Genomic DNA, 15,965 nt, shown 5'->3' with positions numbered 1-15,965 from the left:
TTAACCGACGTGACCGAGGGTCTGCAGGCGCGCGCTCGGGTGAATTTCATTTTGCGACATCACGACCGTCTGAGGCCTGAATCGCTCAACCAGAGAACGCACATACGGACGAATCAGCGGGCTCGTCAGCAGTACTGGTACCTGACCCTGAGCTGAAGCGGTTTCGAAAGAGTTTCTAACTGCAGCGACAAAGTCATGAAGTTTGGACGGGGCCAGGGCGAGCTGTTTGCGCTCGCCATCGCCAACCAGGGCTTCCATGAAGGCCTGTTCCCAGTGCGGGGAGAGGGCCATGACCGGCAGATTTCCGTCCGGCGCACGGTTTGAATAACAAATTTGTCGGGACAGGCGCGTGCGCACATGTTCGACAATCGCGTCGAGATTCTGAGTCGTGGCGCTGGCTTCGGCGATGCCTTCCAGAATGGTCGGCAGGTCGCGGATGGAAATGCGTTCCTTGATCAGCGTCTGCAGTACACGCTGGATGCCTGCGCGGCTGATCTGGGCCGGCGCAATATCTTCGACCAGCTTCTTGTGCTCCTTGGACAGCTTGTCGATCAGCTTCTCGACTTCTGCGTAGGACAGGAGGTCCGCCATGTTCTCGCGGAGAATCTCGGTCAGGTGCGTAACCATGACAGCGGCCGGCTCGACGATGGTGTAACCACGGAAAGAGGCTTCCTCGCGCAGGCTTTCCTCGATCCAGGTCGCTGGCAGGCCAAAGGCCGGTTCCTTGACGTGATCGCCGGCCATGTCGATCGGCAGACCCGCCGGATCCATGACCAGCAGCTTGTTCAGTTCCAGATCGCCCTTGCCGGCCTCCAGTTCCTTGACGCGGATGGAGTATTCCTGATTGCCCAGCTGCATGTTGTCGATAATGCGGACAGCCGGTGTGACAAAGCCCATCTCCTCGGCCAGCGAGCGGCGCAGCGCCTTGATCTGGTCGGTGAGTTTGCGGCCATCCACGTCATTGATCAGCGGCAGCAGGCCGTAACCCAGCTCGATCTTCAGCTCGTCAATGGTGAGGCTATCCTCGATCGGGGCGTCCTCCGGAGCAACTTCCTCTTCCTCGGGCTGTTCGGCAGCGATGCGGGCGGCTTCCTTCTCGGCGGCCTTTCTTTCCTGGATATCCCGGTTCATCCAGGCCAGCGCGCCGGCGCCGGCAGACATCATCGCAAACGGAATGAACGGCATGCCCGGCAGGACGCCGACGATCAGGGCGACACCGGACACCAGACCAAGGCCTTGAGGATTGGCCGTCAGCTGGCCGAACACGGCTTTGTCGGCTTCGCCATCAACACCGGCCTTGGAGACCAGGAGACCCGCGGCAACCGAGATGATCAGGGCCGGGATCTGGGAGACGAGGCCGTCACCGATGGTCAGGGTGGAATAGGCTGCAGCAGCATCGGCGAACGGCATGCCGGACTGGACCACACCGATAATGATACCGCCGATCAGGTTGATGGCCGTAATCATCAGGCCGGCCATGGCATCACCACGCACGAATTTCGAGGCACCATCCATGGCACCGTAGAAATTGCTTTCGCCCTCAAGTTCCTTGCGGCGTTCGCGGGCCTCGTTCTCGGTGATCAGGCCGGCGGAGAGGTCCGCATCAATGGCCATCTGCTTGCCGGGCATGGAATCCAGGGTGAAGCGCGCAGCAACTTCGGCGATACGGCCGGAACCCTTGGTGATGACGACGAAGTTCACGATCACCAGGATGGCAAAGACAATGACGCCGATCACGACATTGCCCTGCATGACAAAGGCACCAAAGGCCTCGATGACCTCGCCGGCAGCGTCCGTGCCCTCGTGACCGCGGGACAGGATCAGACGGGTCGAGGCGATGTTGAGGCCGAGGCGCAGGAGCGTGGTGATCAGCAGTACAGCCGGGAAGGCCGAGAATTCCAGCGGCTTCTTGATGAAGAGCGCTGTCATCAGGACCAGGACGGCAATCGAGATGGAGGTCGCCAGCGACAGGTCGAGCAACAGGCTCGGCATCGGTAGCAACAGCATCACCAGAATGCCGAGAATACCCACGGCCAGGGCGACATCGCCCCGCAGCGTGCGGTTCAGGAAAGCCTGAAAGTCGAACCCGCCGGCACCGGTGGCCGGGGTCTGGTTACTACCTGCTGTATCTGCCACGTCTTAGTCCTGTCAGGCTGCGGAAATGCCCGCGGTAGTCTGGTTCGGCTGTGGAATGTCGACACCCTGGTCGGCATAGAGCTTCAGCTTGTTGCGCAGGGTGCGGATCGAGATGCCGAGAATGTTGGCGGCATGTGTCCGGTTGCCCAGGCAGTGGTCCAGCGTGTCGAGGATGAGATCCTGTTCGACTTCGGCAACCGTCTTGCCGACGACCACTCGCTGAACCGCGTCAGCAGCATCGGCGGCGTGGCGGGTGACGCTGGAACCGGAGCCGGTGAAGGCAGAACCATCCGGCATGCGGATCGCGTCCGGACCGATCTCGCGGCCGGAGGCCAGCAGAACCGCACGGTGCATAGCGTTTTCCAGTTCGCGGACGTTACCGGTCCACTCGCGGGCCAGCAGCTGGGTGCGGGCCGCGTCGGAAATCGGCTTTTCGTCCACCTGGTTGGCAGCGGAGTATTTCTTCACGAAATGATCGGCCAGGGCGATGATGTCGGTCGGGCGCTCGCGCAGCGGCGGCAGGGCCAGATTGACCACATTCAGGCGGAAGAGCAGGTCTTCGCGGAAGGAGCCATCGGCAACGGCCTTGCGCAGATCGCGGTTGGACGTCGCCAGGATGCGGATGTCCACCTTGACCGGTTTCGTACCACCGACACGGTCAATCTCGCGTTCCTGGATCGCACGCAGCAGCTTGGCTTGCAGTCGCACATCCATTTCCGAGATCTCGTCGAGGAGAAGCGTACCACCATCGGCCTCCTCGAACTTACCCACGCGGCGGGCGATGGCGCCGGTAAACGCGCCTTTCTCGTGACCGAAGAGTTCGGATTCCAGCAGGTTTTCCGGGATGGCCGCACAGTTCACGGACACAAACGGCTTGGAAGCCCGCTTGGACTTGGAGTGAACGTAGCGGGCCATGACCTCTTTACCCGCACCGCTTTCACCGGTGATCAGGACAGAGGCTTCAGAGGCTGAAATGCGATCGGCCAGTTCGATGACCGCCGTCATGGACGAGTCGCGGGCGATCATGGCGCGTTCGTCGTCGGCAACAGCCTCGAGAACAGCGGCGATCAGCTCGGCATCCGGCGGCAGCGGGATGAATTCCTTGGCACCTGCGCGGATGGCAGCCGCCGCCATCTCCGGGCGGACATTGACGCCACAGGCGACAACCGGGACCGTGATGCGCTCACGCTCATTGGCGTCGATCAGGGACTGAACATCCAGCGACAGGTCGACCATGAGCAGGTCGGCCCCCCGGCCGGCCCGCAGGTGCGCGGTTGCCTGTTCGATCGTATCGACCTGGGAGACGCTGGCTCCGCGGTCGGTGGCGATTTTTGTGGCGGTGTAAAGCTGCCCGCCAAGGCTTCCAACGATCAGGACTCGCATTGCGTCCGCTCCATTTTTTTCTTGTTACCAAGGCGCTGCATCATGCTGCGTCCCCGTCCTTGATGATTTCAGTCATGGTCACGCCGAGGCGATCCTCCACGACAACGACCTCGCCGCGGGCGACGAGACGGTTATTCACGTAGATATCGATGGCTTCACCGATCTTGCGATCCAGCTCGACGACGGAGCCCGAGGTCAGCTTGAGCAGCGAGTTTACATCGATATGCGCCTTGCCGAGAACGGCAGAGATATTGACCGGGACGTCGAAGACCGGCGCCAGGTCGGCGGCCGCCTTTTCTTCTTCTTCCATCATGGCCTCGGCAGGCACAGCAGGCGCCTGTTCCGCGGGCATGTCCGGCATTTCATTGCCCAGATCGGGCAGGTCGAGGTTATTTTCGTCAGCCATATCTGGCCTCCTTACGCCGCTGATGAGCCGGGCTGTACGCCGGCTGCGGGATCAATCGGGTCTGCGTCTTCAGTCGGGGCGGCCAGCCAGCGTTCGGTGATCTCGTCGAGACGCGTTTCGACATCGGCCTGGCTGCGCTGGATCGCGCCCTTGCCCCATTCCAGGCGAATATCGCCTGCGGTCATGCCTTCCTCGCCGCGCACGACAACGGCACCGTCAAAGCCACAGTCACGCGCGGTCTTTTCGAGCTGCTCGGCGAGCATTTCCACCAGGTCAGGCGCGCATCGGACGGAAAAACGTGGCTCGCCACGCAGATCCATCACCGCCTCGCGGACCACGTCCTCAATGGCATCGGCCGGAAACTGGTTCAGCGCTTCGCCGGCGAGCTTGCGGGCCGCGGTGATGCCCAGCATGACGGCTTCATTGCGCAGCTGTTCGGATTCCGTGGTCAGGCGCGCCAGGATGAGCTGCATCTGGGCGGCGATCGCTTGCAGCGACTGGGCGCAGCGACCTTCCTCCATCTCGCGACCTTCCTCGACACCCCACATACGCGCGGCGTCGACATCGTCCTGGGTGAAGAAACGCTTGTAGCTTTCACCTTCACGGAGCACTTCGCCGTTGTGGTCGAACTCAGTGTCGAAATGGAATTTCGTCGGCTGTTGTTGCACGGGCGGGCTCCTAGTAGATCAGTTCGTCGTCGGCACCGCCATCGGCCAGCATGATCTCGCCTTTCGCGGCGAGGTCCTTGGCCATGGCAACAATGCTCTGTTGGGCCTGGTCGACATCCTTCAGACGGACCGGGCCCAACGCGTTCATGTCCTCTTTCATGATCTTGGCTGCGCGCTCGGACATGTTCGAGAAGAACAGGTCGCGCAGGCTGTCCGACGCGCCCTTCATCGCCAGCCCCATCTGGTCCTTGTCGATCGAGCGCATCAGTGTCTGGATACCGCCCGGGTCGAGCTTGGATAGGTCCTCGAAGACGAACATCAAGGAGCGGATCTTCTCAGCGCTGTCGCGATTGCGTTCTTCCAGCGCAGCCAGGAAACGGTTTTCGGTCTGGCGATCGAAATTGTTGAAGATCGACGCCATCATCTCGTGGCTGTCATGTTTGGACGTGCGGGCCAGATTGGACATGAATTCGGTGCGCAGCGTTTCCTCGATACGGTCGAGAATCTCGCGCTGGACCGGCTCCATGCGCAGCATGCGGGTCACGACTTCCATCGCGAAATCTTCCGGCAGGGCGCCGAGAACACGCGAGGCATGTTCCGACTTCACCTTGGAGAGAACCACGGCAACAGTCTGGGGATATTCATTCTTGAGATAGTTGGCGAGAACCACCTCGTTCACATTGCCCAGCTTGTCCCACATGGTCCGGCCGGCGGGACCACGCAGCTCTTCCATGATGGTCTCGACCTTCTCGCCCGGCAGGAAGGACGTCAGAAGACGCTGGGTCGCCTCGAACGAGCCCATGAGGGAGCCGGTCGAGGACATCTGGCCGACAAAATCGACAATCAGTTTCTCGACGGCAGACGCAGAGATCGTGCCCAGATTGGACATGGCCTGCGAAACTTCACGGATTTCTTCCTCATCGAGATGGTTCCACAGGCCATGGTCCTCTTCGCCCAGGGCGAGCAGGATTACCGCAGCCTTCTCAGGACCTGCGAGGCGATTGGGATCTTCGATTGAGCGTCGTTTCTCGGACATTTGAAGCCTCAGGCGTCGTGCAGCCAGCTACGCAGGATGGAGATGCTCTCTTCCGGGTGCTGTTCGACTAGGGATGCAACTTTCTTGATCGAGGAGGCTTTCACCTGGCCATCGATTTTCTCGATATCGATCAAAGCATTGTCGATTGTGGGTGGTGCCGAGCCGGCCGGCAGGGCCGCCGGGACTTCAGCAGTTGGCAGGGCAGTTGGTGCGTTGGCCGTATCCAGCGTGTGCGCCGGGGCGCCACCGGCCGTGGCCAGCGCCAGTCCGGCAGGCGCGGCTGCAGTGGCTCCGGCGCCTTTGACCAGTGGGCGAGCGACCAGGAAGATCACCAATAGAGCTGTGATGAACATCACCAGGACTTCGGCACCACGCAGCAGGTCATTCTTGTTGAAGCTGAAACCGCCGGCCGCTTCCGTGCCAAGCAGCGGGTTGGCGCGAGCGAACTCGATCTGGGTGACAGTCAGGTCGTCGGTGCGCGTGCCGTTGTTCACAAAACCCATGGCCGAGCGGACAAGTGCTTCGATCTGCTCGATTTCCTCGGCAGGGCGCGCCGTCCATGTAGAGCTGCCATCCTCGTTCGTGGTCAGGATGCCATCGACAGCGACAGCGACGGCGAGGCGGTTGATGGAGCCGGCCTCGATGATCTCGGTCCGTGTCGTGGTGGAGATTTCGTAGTTGACGATCTCGTTTGATACTTCACGTTCTGAAGCGCTCTGTGGTCCACCGGCGCCTTCATTGCCACCATCGGGCAGGTTTTCAGAGGCAGACACGGCGTTGGAATTGCCGCCTTCATTGTCGCGCGAGGTTTCGGTGTTGCGTTCGCGTGACTGCAGAACCTGGCCGTTAGGATCGAAATTCTGGGAAGTTTCGGTGACACTCTGACGGTTCAGTTCCGCCGTAACCTGGACGCGGGCAGCGCCCGGGCCGACCACGCCTTCGACGATATTGAGAATGTTCTGACGCAGGGTCGCTTCAAGAGCGCTCTGGCGTTCATCCATCATCATGCCCGTCGTGCTGCCATCTTCCGTGGCTGCAGCCAGCAGGCGGCCGCGATCATCGGCGATGGAGATATTTGTGGCTTCCAGGCCCGCGCCGCCGGCAACGATATTTCGGATCACGCGGATCTGCTCGCTGTTGAGGGAACCGCTGGCATTGATGGTGATGGCTGCGGTAGGGGCCTGCTGGTCGCGCGCAAACATTCTACGTTCCGGCAGGTTCAGGTGAACACGGGCCGAGCGGACATAGTTCAGGGACTGGATCGTGCGGGCCAGCTCGCCTTCCAGGGCGCGTTTGGCGTTGAGATTTTGTACAAAGCTGGTCTGGCCAAAGCTGTCCTGGCGATCAAACAGTTCGTATCCTGCAGATCCGCCGATCGGCCCGTCAGCAGCAATGCGAACACGGGCAGCATCGATCTGGTCGCGGGCAACATAGATGGCCGTGCCGCCCTCAGTGATTTCGTAGGGGATATTTGCCTGATCGAGCAATTGACCGGCAGCAACAGCTTCCGCCGGGTCCAGACCTGCAGACAACAAGGCCTGCGAACCACCGCCAATAGCGCTGGAAAAATAGACGAGCGCAGCAGCGACACCGGCAGCCAGGCCGAAAATCGCGGTCAGCCGTCCAACACCAAAAACTCTGATCTGTTCAAAAAGCGCGTTCACTGGTCATCCTGCCCAAATAATTCGTGTGCTCCGTAGCGAAGCACTGGGCAGAATTTTCCTACCAGTCTCGTAAACGAGGTATTAAGATACGCGCATACGTCATTAATCCTGATGAATTTTTCTCATCAGGATTATCTAACGTACTGAAATTATATGTGATGAACGGTGACCCAAGGGGGGAGAGGGCCACCGCTCACTCAGCAACCGGAAAATCCGGTGCTATCGGTAGGTCTGCAGACGCGTTGTGCGCAGACCTGCAAGTCCATGTTTATCGATGGAGCGCTGCCAACCGAGGAATTCCTCCACGGTCAGCGAATATCGTGAGCAAGCTTCTTCCAGTGAAAGCAAGCCACCGCGAACTGCGGCGACGACTTCTGCCTTGCGGCGTACCACCCAGCGCTGTGTCTCGGGCTTGGGAAGGTCTCCAAGCGTAAGAGGGCTACCATCCGGTCCAATGACGTAGTTTTCTTTTTTAAGGCGCGGCTGCATGTCCGGTCCCCGTTTGTTTTTGTTTATGGTGTGACCCTAGCCCAAGGCCTTTAACATCCGCCTAAACCTCTGGGTAAATTTGCGTTTAACGCCTCCGCGAAAATCCGAATAAAACTCGCATAAGATTTGAGCGATCGCGTTTACCCACATGCAAGGCGCAATAAAAAAGGGCCCCGCCGAAGCGGAGCCCTTAGTTAAAAGCGTCAGGTGATGGATTAACGCTTCATCCGGATGGCTTCATCGAGCATCTCATCAGCCGTGGTGATGATTTTCGAGGAAGCGGAATACGCCCGCTGTGTGGTGATCAGTGTGGTAAACTCGGTCGCCAGGTCGACATTGGAGTTTTCCAGCGTGGAGGACGCGATCGTACCGGCAGAACCCAGACCCGGCTGGTTCAGCGTGTAGGTACCGGACTCCGGGGTAACCGTGTAGGTGCCGCCGGACTGGGCCTGCAGACCGTCCGGGTTCACAAAGGTCGCTACCGGGATCTGATAGACCTTGCGGATGATCCCGTTGTTGAACTTGGCGAAGACAAAGCCTTCATCGTCAACTTCCACACCGGCAAAGTTACCGAAGGCCGAGCCGTTCACATTGGTGGAGAGCAGGGCAGACGGGCTGTCATACTGTGTGAAACCACCCGGAGAGCTCGGATCACCGAAGTCCAGCGTGAGCGTCTGGGCGGCAATCCCGGTCGCGGCGGACCACTGGAAGTCATTCGCGCCCAGGGCGGCAACATTGTCCGACGCGAGGAAGTTTACCGTGGTCGGCAGGGTCGTGTTGGCGGAGTCAAGGCGACCCTGCGTGTCAAACGCGACGGTACCGGTCAGGATCTGGCCGTTGTTGAGGCCTGCACCTGTGGTCACTTCAGAGGCCGGAACCATGTGAATCTCGGCGTGCCACTGGTTCGGCGTGGAGCTCTTCAGCATGGAAATGGTGATCGAGCGAACGCCACCCTGGCTGTCATAGAAGGGAATGGTGCGCTGGAAGTCCGGAGTCACCGCGCCCGATGCCATGTTGTTGGCTGCAACGCCGGCATTGTAGGTCGCCTCGGCTGCGGAGACGGTCTGGCTGGCCAGCAGGTTGGCATTGATGCCCATGATGGAGGTCGGCTCGGCCGCACCACCGATGGAGGAGAGGTTGATGGTCTCCAGCGTGTTGAGGTCGGACGGGTTGGTGGGAACCGAACCGTCTGCGGCAACCGGCCAGCCGGCCAGGTATTTGCCTGCATCATTGCGGAGATAGCCTGAGCTGTCCGCCACAAAGCGGCCTGCACGGGTAAAGGAGACCGGGTCTGACGAGTTGGCGTTGGCGTCGTCACGTACGACGAACAGGCCGTTACCGGCAATCGCCAGGTCGGTCGCAGAGGTGGAGCCGGTCAACAGGCCTGACTGGCTGATATTCAACTGGGTGCGCGAGCCGACACCGGCAGCGGTGTAGCGCGTACCTTCGCCGCGGCTGTCATACATCGGGGTGAAGACAGCTTCGGCACGCTTGTAACCAACCGTGTTCACGTTGGCGATATTGTCCGAAACAGCGGCCAGGGCGCTGGAATTTGCGATCAGGCCGGAAGCGCCGGCCAACAACGCGGAATTGATGCTCATTGCATGCTCCTTACGTTTTCAAAACAAAGGGAGCCTTCTGCTAGGTGGATCCGAAGTCCCATTCTGGGGTCCGGTTTTTCAGGCCGGCGGCCTGAAGGATCAAACTGTGCCGTCCTCCCTCAAAGAGAGTACCGAGGAGAGCGGCACGCGAATTCCGCCCATCTCGACAATGACTTCATTGCCAGAGAGATCCACTCCCGTAACCAGGCCCTCGGCCCGGATGGTGGGAGTGATATTGTTCCCGTCGTCATCGACAGACAGGACTTCCAGGGAATAGACGCCGTCCGGCATCTGCGATCCGGCTGTATCCAGACCGTCCCAGGTAAAGCTGTGAGTGCCCGTATTGTTGTTGCCATCGAAACGGCCGAGCTCGCGGCCGTCCGCATCCTTGACGATAAGCGTCGTGGAGCGGGCGTTTTCGGGCATGGTGTATTCCCAGGTCGCCTGACTGTTGGTCATCTCCACCTGCGGGGTCTGGGCAAGGCCGACGCGACCGATATAGCTGACGGAAGAGGCCTGGGCTGCTGCCGACTGGAGCAGGAGCAGGTTTTCCAGGTTCTGGTTCTGCTGGATCTGCTGCTCGACGCTTGAGAAATCGACCAGCTGGCTAACGAATTGTGTCGAATCCAGAGGGTCCAGCGGATCCTGGTTCTTCATCTGCTCGGTGAGCAGGGTGAGGAACATCTCGAAGTTATCGCCCAGGCTCGCGGACTGTTGGGACAGTGCGCTGTTCGAGCCGGTGGCCGCGGTGAGGGCTGAGATATCTGTCATCTACCTGTTCCTAGATCCGCATATCCAGGCGATCGCGCGAGGCTGCCAGGCGGAAGCCATAGGCATCGCGTTCGATCGCGGGTTCATTGGCAAGGGCTGCCATTTCCAGCTCGTCGCTCTCGACGAAAACAGGCAGCACGCCCGGATCCTCATCGGCATCAAAGCCCTGATCATCCGCATTTTCATTCAGCTGGAATTCCAGACCGTCATTTTCCAGCTCCAGACCGGCCTCGTTGAGGGCGCGCTCGAGATCACGGGCGCTGCGCTGGAGTTCAGCCAGGGTTTCCGGGCGCTCGACCGAGAGGATAGCCTGGACACGCTGGTCTCCGGTCAGTTCGAGGCGCACATCCACGCGGCCCAGTTCGGCCGGGTCGAGACGAATGTCAAAGACACGATTGCCATTGGCAAAGCGGCGCGTGATCTGGGCCGCCAATTGCTGGGCGGACTGCGGCGTGAAGCGCTGGCCCTCATGCGTGGGACGCTCGGCCGCCGACCGGCCGTCGGCGCGCTGCAAGCTCAGGTCCTGGTCCGTCCGCAGACCAAGATTTTGTTCGCTCACCGGCTGGGACTGCGCCAGCTGCGGGTCAAATCCGGCCTGCCCGGGCATGGGCGTTGCCGCACGGGGTTCCTGCAGGATGGCCTCGGCCGGTGTCGTCATGTTTGGACTTGCGTTCGGACTTGTTGGCGGCTGTGGCTGGCCGGTGTTGGGCGCGGAACCAGAAGTGGTACCGGCTTTCGCTCCGGAGCTTCCTGCCAGCGCATTGGACGAAGCGACCTTGTTGTTGCGCTCTGCCAGCTGTGAGCCGGGCGTGGATGTCGGGCGCGCCTGCTGGGCAGCGGCCACGAGTTCAGGTGCTGGCTCCGCGGATGTCGTCGGCGCGGCTGTCGTCGCCACGGGTGTGGCCGGTGCGGTTGCGGTTGCTTGGGGGCCTGCAGCAGTGGCTTGCTGCGCGGCCGATGACCGTGTCGGCGGCGCGGCGAACGCTGGCAGGTTTGCCTCAGATGCAGGCGTGGCCGCTGCCTTGGACGGTGACGCCATCGCCGGGGCGATCTTGGATTGCGCTGCCGGGTCCTGAATTGATTGGTTGGCGGAAGCCTGTTTGGCAGCGCCAGCTTGCCCGGCAGCAGCCGGGGTTGCTTCCTCTGTTGTCGCGGTGGACAGGGGGGCGAGGGCCCCCGGCGGCGACGGTTGTGAAGTCAGTCCGGTCGGCGTTGCTGTTGCCATGGCGCCTGCGGGGGACGTGCTGCTCGCCGGAGTGGTCGGCAGCGGCGCCCCATGTGCGGCCAGCGATGCGATCATCGGTTCAGCCACAGGGGCGGTAATCATGCTGTTCAGCTGTGACAGCGTGTTCAGCTGGGAAATTGTGTTCTCGAGGCCGTGCATGACGGCGGTGGGGAGCTGGAGGCCGCCAAGCTTGTGTTTAAGGTCCTCCAGGCGTTCGCTCATGCGGTCGATCAGCGAAGCGCGCTGGGGCTGGGTAGCCTCCGGACGTGCCGGCTCTGGCCGCAGTGTCTTGGCCAGGCCCGTTTCAGTCGCAGCGGTTGAAGTCGCCGGGATTGGCGTGTCCTGGACCTGGACTGTTGATTTGAGCGCTGCTGACGTGGCGATCGGCTCTTGAACCGGAGCAAGCGGCTTGCCGATTGCGGGTGTTGCAGCGGCGGGGCCGGTACTGCCCAATGTGTCTATATCAATGCCAAGGGCCGCGAGCTGGTCACGCATGGGCTCGAGCATCGCGATCAGCGGATCATTGTGGATCGGCTGGTCGTTCAGCACCGTGTCCGCCTGTGAGGCGGCGGGCTGGATGTTCAGGGGCGCGACGTCATCGGAAATTGTGGTGGTGGCAATGCCGGTGCCCGAAGCCTGCGCCGCGACAGATGGCTGTCCGGCAGTGTCAGATGCAGAAGCCAGCGCGTTGCGGATTTCGGATATCTGGGTGCGCAGCTGGGCGAACACCGTTCCAAGGTCCTGCGCGATGCTGCGTGTCTGCGGCGGCAGGTCCGACAGCGTATCCGCGACAGCAGGTTTCAGGAGTGTGCCTCCGGCCGTGTCGACTGGCAGGTCAATGCGTCCGATATTATTGGTCGCGACCGGTGTGCCGAAACCTCCCGCACCCGGTGGTTCCGCCTGTCCGGCGAGCAGGGCCTGAAAGACACCATTATCCTGACCGCCTGCCTGGTTATTGCCGGGCGTGGCGACAGCGCCCGCCGCAGAGGCGGTGCCGGAGCTCAGGAAAGTCGCGTTCATAAAGAAAGCCTGCATGGCGTTTCAAAACCTGTTTTCTTGCTGCACCACACAAAGGTGGCGCTGATCCGCTCAACTCTCCGCAAGCGCCGTGCCACAAAGAAGTTAGCGTAACATGCTGAAAATGCGTATTAATTTGTGGTTAATACCTGTAAATTCGCGTTAGGCCCGGCGATTTCTGCCGCTTACCCGGCGGAAGCTGCCCACCCAGCGTTCCGGCCGCTCGTTTCGGGTCCGGGAGAGCGGTTTTACGGATTCTGGCACGCAAGATCCAAACTGGCCCGCTCCTTGCGATTAACCATGGTAGGCGCGCCAAGCGGGTGCGCAGGCAGAATTATGATGAACGCATGAAAGACGTTTTTAAAACATACGGTTACGGTGAGGTTCAGATCCCCTGGATCGGCATTTCCCAACTGCGTGCGCCCGGCAAGGCTTGCCGAGGCAGCGGCAGAAAACTCCGTTCCGGTGTCCGTCTCGTGCAATATAAGCGGAGTGCACCATGTCGCTGAGTGGCATTCTCGGAAACGCACTTTCAGGTCTCACCGCCAGCCAGGCTGGCATGCGGTCGTCGTCCAACAACGTCGCCAATGTCAACACGCCTGGATATGCACGAACCAGCCCCAACATGGTTGCCCGCAATGTCGGTGGCACCGCCATGGGCGTGGAAGTCACGGGCATTACGCGGATCACCGACCAGTTTCTCCAGGTCGCCTCGCTGAACGCGATTTCGGCCGCTGGCCAGACCAGTGCCATTGCCACGGCCCTGGACCGGGTCCAGTCGCAGTTTGGCGGTCTGGATGATCCGGGCTCAATGTTCTCGCGCATGAACAAGGTGTTCGAGAGCGTGGCCCAGGCCAGCGTGGACCCGTCCCTCGCGGTGTCGCGCCTCGCGGTAGGGGCTGATATCGACAGCTTCTTTGACGAGACCAAGCGGCTGTCGATGGAAATCAAGACCCAGCGTCAGGAAGCGGATGCCCGCATCAGCGCCGGCGTCGAGCGCGCCAACCAACTGATGAATGAATTGTTCGAGCTCAATACCAGCGTTCAGAACATGTCAGCAGGTGGGGGTGATACCTCGGGCGCCGCCAACCGCCAGTCCGAATTGCTGGACGAGCTCTCCAACCTGCTCGACATCCGCGCAGTGCCCCAGTCGGACGGTCGGGTGGTCCTGCGAACGGAAGACGGCGTGCTGCTGCTCGACAATTTTGTCGCCACGCTGCAATACACACCGACCGGTACCGGTTCTTACAAGTCGGATTATGGCCGTATCACCGCAGCCAATCCGAACGGCACAGCGACCGAGCTGGAAAGCCATATCATGAAGGGCGAGTTGCGCGGCTTGATCGAGCTGCGTGACGAAATCCTGCCGGAAATGGCGGAGGAGCTTGGCGAGATCTCCGCGGCCTTCGCAGATGCGCTGAACCAGGCGCACAATGATTCCTCATCCTATCCCGCACCGCAGACATTGACCGGACGCAATACCGGACTCAATGGCACTGACCAGCATAATTTCACCGGGGCGACCACCTTGGCCGTGACCAGCAATACAGGCACGCTGGTGAGCCGTATCGATATCGATTTCGATGCAGGCACGCTCTCTGTCGACGGTGGCGCGGCGGCTGCCATCGGTGCGACGGTGAATTCGCTGACCGCAGCGATCAATACCGCGCTGGGCGCCAATGGTTCTGCGAGCTTTACCAATGGTGTGATGTCTGTATCCGCATCCGCTGGCACGAATGGCGTTGCGTTCCTGCAGGATGCGACAACGCCGAGTGATCGCGGTGGCCGGGGTTTTTCGCACTTCTTCGGCCTCAACGACCTGGTGGTGTCAGACCGTATCGGTTTCCACGAGACCGGAATGACCGGTGCGGATGCCACAGATTTCGCGGCTGGTCAGAACATGGTGTTCGATATCGTCGGACCGCAGGGCCAGCCCGTGACTTCGGTTACCGTGGCAACGGTGGCCGGTGATACTTTCACGGACCTGATCAATGATCTCAACGACCCGACCAATGGCGTCGGTCGTTATGTCACTTTCTCGCTGGATGCTGATGGTCGCCTGGTGGAAACGCCGGTTGCGGGGTTCGAGCAGTTCGGCGTGACAATGATCAGTGATGACACCCAGCGTGCAGGGTCTGGCAAGTCCATGTCGGAACTGTTCGGCATGACGCTGTATGACAAGGCCAACCGCTCCGAGGAGTTCTCGGTCAAGGCGGCCATCCGTGCTGACAGCTCGCAGCTCTCTCTGGCGCAGCTGGATATTGATGGCGCGTCGGTGGTTGGCGATATCGTGCTGTCGACCGGGGATAATCGCGGCGGCCGCCTGTTGCAGGCTGCCATGGACAGCCCGCGATCCTTCAACCAGGCAGGTTCCCTCGCCTCATCCACCGCGACGCTGCAGGATTATTCTGCGCGGATCGCCGGTGTGGTTGGTTCCCGCGCTGCGCGGGCCGAGAGCATGGCCGAATCCAATGTCGTTCTGATGGATACAGCCGCCCAGAAACGGGCGGATGTCGAGGGGGTCAATCTGGACGAGGAACTGGCTGCGATGACGATGTATCAGCAGTCCTACAACGCTTCAGCGCGCATGTTGCAAGCGGCCAAGGAAATGGCTGATGCGCTGATGCGGGTCGTTTAGGAGGCCTGAGCGATGACCCGAATTTCCACTTTCGCCGCTAACCAGTCCGCACTGGCTGACCTGATGAAGGCCCAGCGCAGCGTGTTCGAGAGTCAGAAACAGCTGATCACCGGCAAACGCGCGACGGATCTCAAGGGTGTGGGCCACGAGGCCGAGACCCTGCAGGCGACCCGTGCCGCCCAGGCCCGTTCCATGGCCTATGAGCAGGCTGGCATTCGCGCCGCGGCCCGGCTGGAAGCCCAGGATACTGCGCTGAACAACCTGACCGATGCGGCCAATGACCTGCGCACGGCGGTAACGACCAAGGACGGCAACTACGTCATGCACGAGGTGCGCGAGGCCTTCTACAAGGTGGCCAACGCGCTCAACACCAGACATGCCGGTTCCTACATCTTTGGCGGAACACGGTCCGACGTCCTGCCGGTCAATGCCGAGAAGCTGGATGACCTCCTGCCGATGGGCGCTGCAAGCGATGCCTTCCAGCACAATGACCGCCGCCCGACCGTCCAGATGGACACGCACATCACCGTCGAGGTCGGCCTGCTGGCCAATGAGGTCGGTGGCGAGCTGATGGACAGTTTCAAGCGCATCGTTGATTTCGAGAATGGCGTGAATGGCCCGTTTGTGCAGCCGATGACCTCGGCTCAGGAAACATTTATCCTCAACGAGGTGAGCCAGATCATCACGGCGATGGACAACGTCTTCACCAAGGTCGGTGAGGCCGGCGCCACGGCTGCCCATGTCGACACGCTGATTGCCAGTCACGAAGATCGCCAGACCTTCCTCGATCGTTTCATCGGCGAGATGGAGGATGTCGACATGGCCGACGCCGCCACCCGTTTCCAGCAGGCCCAGACTGCGCTGGATGTATCTGCGAAGACCTTCTCATCCCTCAGCCAGGTTTCCTTGCTGCCCTTCCTGAGGTAAGTAC

The 15,965-nt window shown here is 60.9% G+C and carries 12 protein-coding genes; 2 read left to right on the top strand and 10 right to left on the bottom strand.

Going from position 1 to position 15,965, the window contains the following annotated elements; genetic code table 11:
* The 10 genes from flhA to SIC17_RS04260 form a co-directional block, all read right to left on the bottom strand.
* Positions 1–2,136: a flagellar biosynthesis protein FlhA gene (gene flhA, locus SIC17_RS04305; protein ID WP_291894214.1), complete on the bottom strand. Its 2,136-nt coding sequence runs from the start codon at positions 2,134–2,136 to the stop codon at positions 1–3.
* Between the two features lie 12 nt (positions 2,137–2,148).
* Positions 2,149–3,519, bottom strand: a complete 1,371-nt coding sequence (locus SIC17_RS04300; protein WP_291894211.1) for a sigma-54 interaction domain-containing protein — start codon at positions 3,517–3,519, stop codon at positions 2,149–2,151.
* Between the two features lie 40 nt (positions 3,520–3,559).
* Entirely contained in the window at positions 3,560–3,925 is a 366-nt protein-coding gene (gene fliN / locus SIC17_RS04295) for a flagellar motor switch protein FliN (RefSeq protein ID WP_291894208.1), read from the bottom strand.
* Between the two features lie 11 nt (positions 3,926–3,936).
* Positions 3,937–4,593: a FliH/SctL family protein gene (locus SIC17_RS04290; protein WP_291894205.1), complete on the bottom strand. Its 657-nt coding sequence runs from the start codon at positions 4,591–4,593 to the stop codon at positions 3,937–3,939.
* 10 nt (positions 4,594–4,603) lie between these two features.
* Positions 4,604–5,629 (bottom strand): flagellar motor switch protein FliG, encoded by a 1,026-nt coding sequence (gene fliG, locus SIC17_RS04285; protein WP_291894202.1) that lies wholly within the window; start codon positions 5,627–5,629, stop codon positions 4,604–4,606.
* A gap of 8 nt (positions 5,630–5,637) precedes the next feature.
* Positions 5,638–7,293: a flagellar basal-body MS-ring/collar protein FliF gene (gene fliF, locus SIC17_RS04280; RefSeq protein WP_291894199.1), complete on the bottom strand. Its 1,656-nt coding sequence runs from the start codon at positions 7,291–7,293 to the stop codon at positions 5,638–5,640.
* Positions 7,294–7,512: 219 nt separating this feature from the next.
* Complete coding sequence (locus SIC17_RS04275; protein ID WP_291894196.1) at positions 7,513–7,782, bottom strand: DUF1153 domain-containing protein; 270 nt, start codon at positions 7,780–7,782, stop codon at positions 7,513–7,515.
* A 215-nt stretch (positions 7,783–7,997) separates the two neighbouring features.
* The gene (locus SIC17_RS04270) at positions 7,998–9,383 is read right to left on the bottom strand and encodes a flagellar hook protein FlgE (protein WP_291894193.1); all 1,386 of its coding nucleotides are present in this window, start codon (positions 9,381–9,383) and stop codon (positions 7,998–8,000) included.
* A gap of 99 nt (positions 9,384–9,482) precedes the next feature.
* Complete coding sequence (locus SIC17_RS04265; RefSeq protein WP_291894190.1) at positions 9,483–10,154, bottom strand: flagellar hook assembly protein FlgD; 672 nt, start codon at positions 10,152–10,154, stop codon at positions 9,483–9,485.
* Positions 10,155–10,164: 10 nt separating this feature from the next.
* Complete coding sequence (locus SIC17_RS04260) at positions 10,165–12,399, bottom strand: flagellar hook-length control protein FliK (protein WP_412546493.1); 2,235 nt, start codon at positions 12,397–12,399, stop codon at positions 10,165–10,167.
* Positions 12,400–12,895: 496 nt separating this feature from the next.
* Here SIC17_RS04260 and flgK point away from each other — a divergent pair, with 496 nt between their 5' ends.
* Complete coding sequence (gene flgK, locus SIC17_RS04255) at positions 12,896–15,034, top strand: flagellar hook-associated protein FlgK (RefSeq protein ID WP_291894185.1); 2,139 nt, start codon at positions 12,896–12,898, stop codon at positions 15,032–15,034.
* 12 nt (positions 15,035–15,046) lie between these two features.
* Positions 15,047–15,961, top strand: coding sequence for a flagellin (locus tag SIC17_RS04250; protein ID WP_412546492.1), 915 nt, complete (start codon positions 15,047–15,049; stop codon positions 15,959–15,961).
* Positions 15,962–15,965 lie beyond the last annotated feature (4 nt).

Origin of the sequence: Maricaulis sp. MIT060901 (assembly GCF_047123815.1) — a bacterium.
Taxonomy (GTDB): Bacteria; Pseudomonadota; Alphaproteobacteria; order Caulobacterales; family Maricaulaceae; genus Maricaulis.
The sequence above is the reverse complement of the archived record's forward strand: the minus strand, read 5'-3'. Positions and strand labels throughout refer to the sequence as shown.

What these genes read in the sequence shown, in the direction of transcription:
- SIC17_RS04265 (WP_291894190.1), bottom strand. Translation starts at nt 10,154, where the DNA reads ATGACAGATATCTCAGCCCTCACCGCGGCCACCGGCTCGAACAGCGCA.
- SIC17_RS04260 (WP_412546493.1), bottom strand. Translation starts at nt 12,399, where the DNA reads ATGAACGCGACTTTCCTGAGCTCCGGCACCGCCTCTGCGGCGGGCGCT.
- SIC17_RS04270 (WP_291894193.1), bottom strand. Translation starts at nt 9,383, where the DNA reads ATGAGCATCAATTCCGCGTTGTTGGCCGGCGCTTCCGGCCTGATCGCA.
- fliG (WP_291894202.1), bottom strand. Translation starts at nt 5,629, where the DNA reads ATGTCCGAGAAACGACGCTCAATCGAAGATCCCAATCGCCTCGCAGGT.
- flgK (WP_291894185.1), top strand. Translation starts at nt 12,896, where the DNA reads ATGTCGCTGAGTGGCATTCTCGGAAACGCACTTTCAGGTCTCACCGCC.
- SIC17_RS04250 (WP_412546492.1), top strand. Translation starts at nt 15,047, where the DNA reads ATGACCCGAATTTCCACTTTCGCCGCTAACCAGTCCGCACTGGCTGAC.
- fliN (WP_291894208.1), bottom strand. Translation starts at nt 3,925, where the DNA reads ATGGCTGACGAAAATAACCTCGACCTGCCCGATCTGGGCAATGAAATG.
- SIC17_RS04275 (WP_291894196.1), bottom strand. Translation starts at nt 7,782, where the DNA reads ATGCAGCCGCGCCTTAAAAAAGAAAACTACGTCATTGGACCGGATGGT.
- SIC17_RS04300 (WP_291894211.1), bottom strand. Translation starts at nt 3,519, where the DNA reads ATGCGAGTCCTGATCGTTGGAAGCCTTGGCGGGCAGCTTTACACCGCC.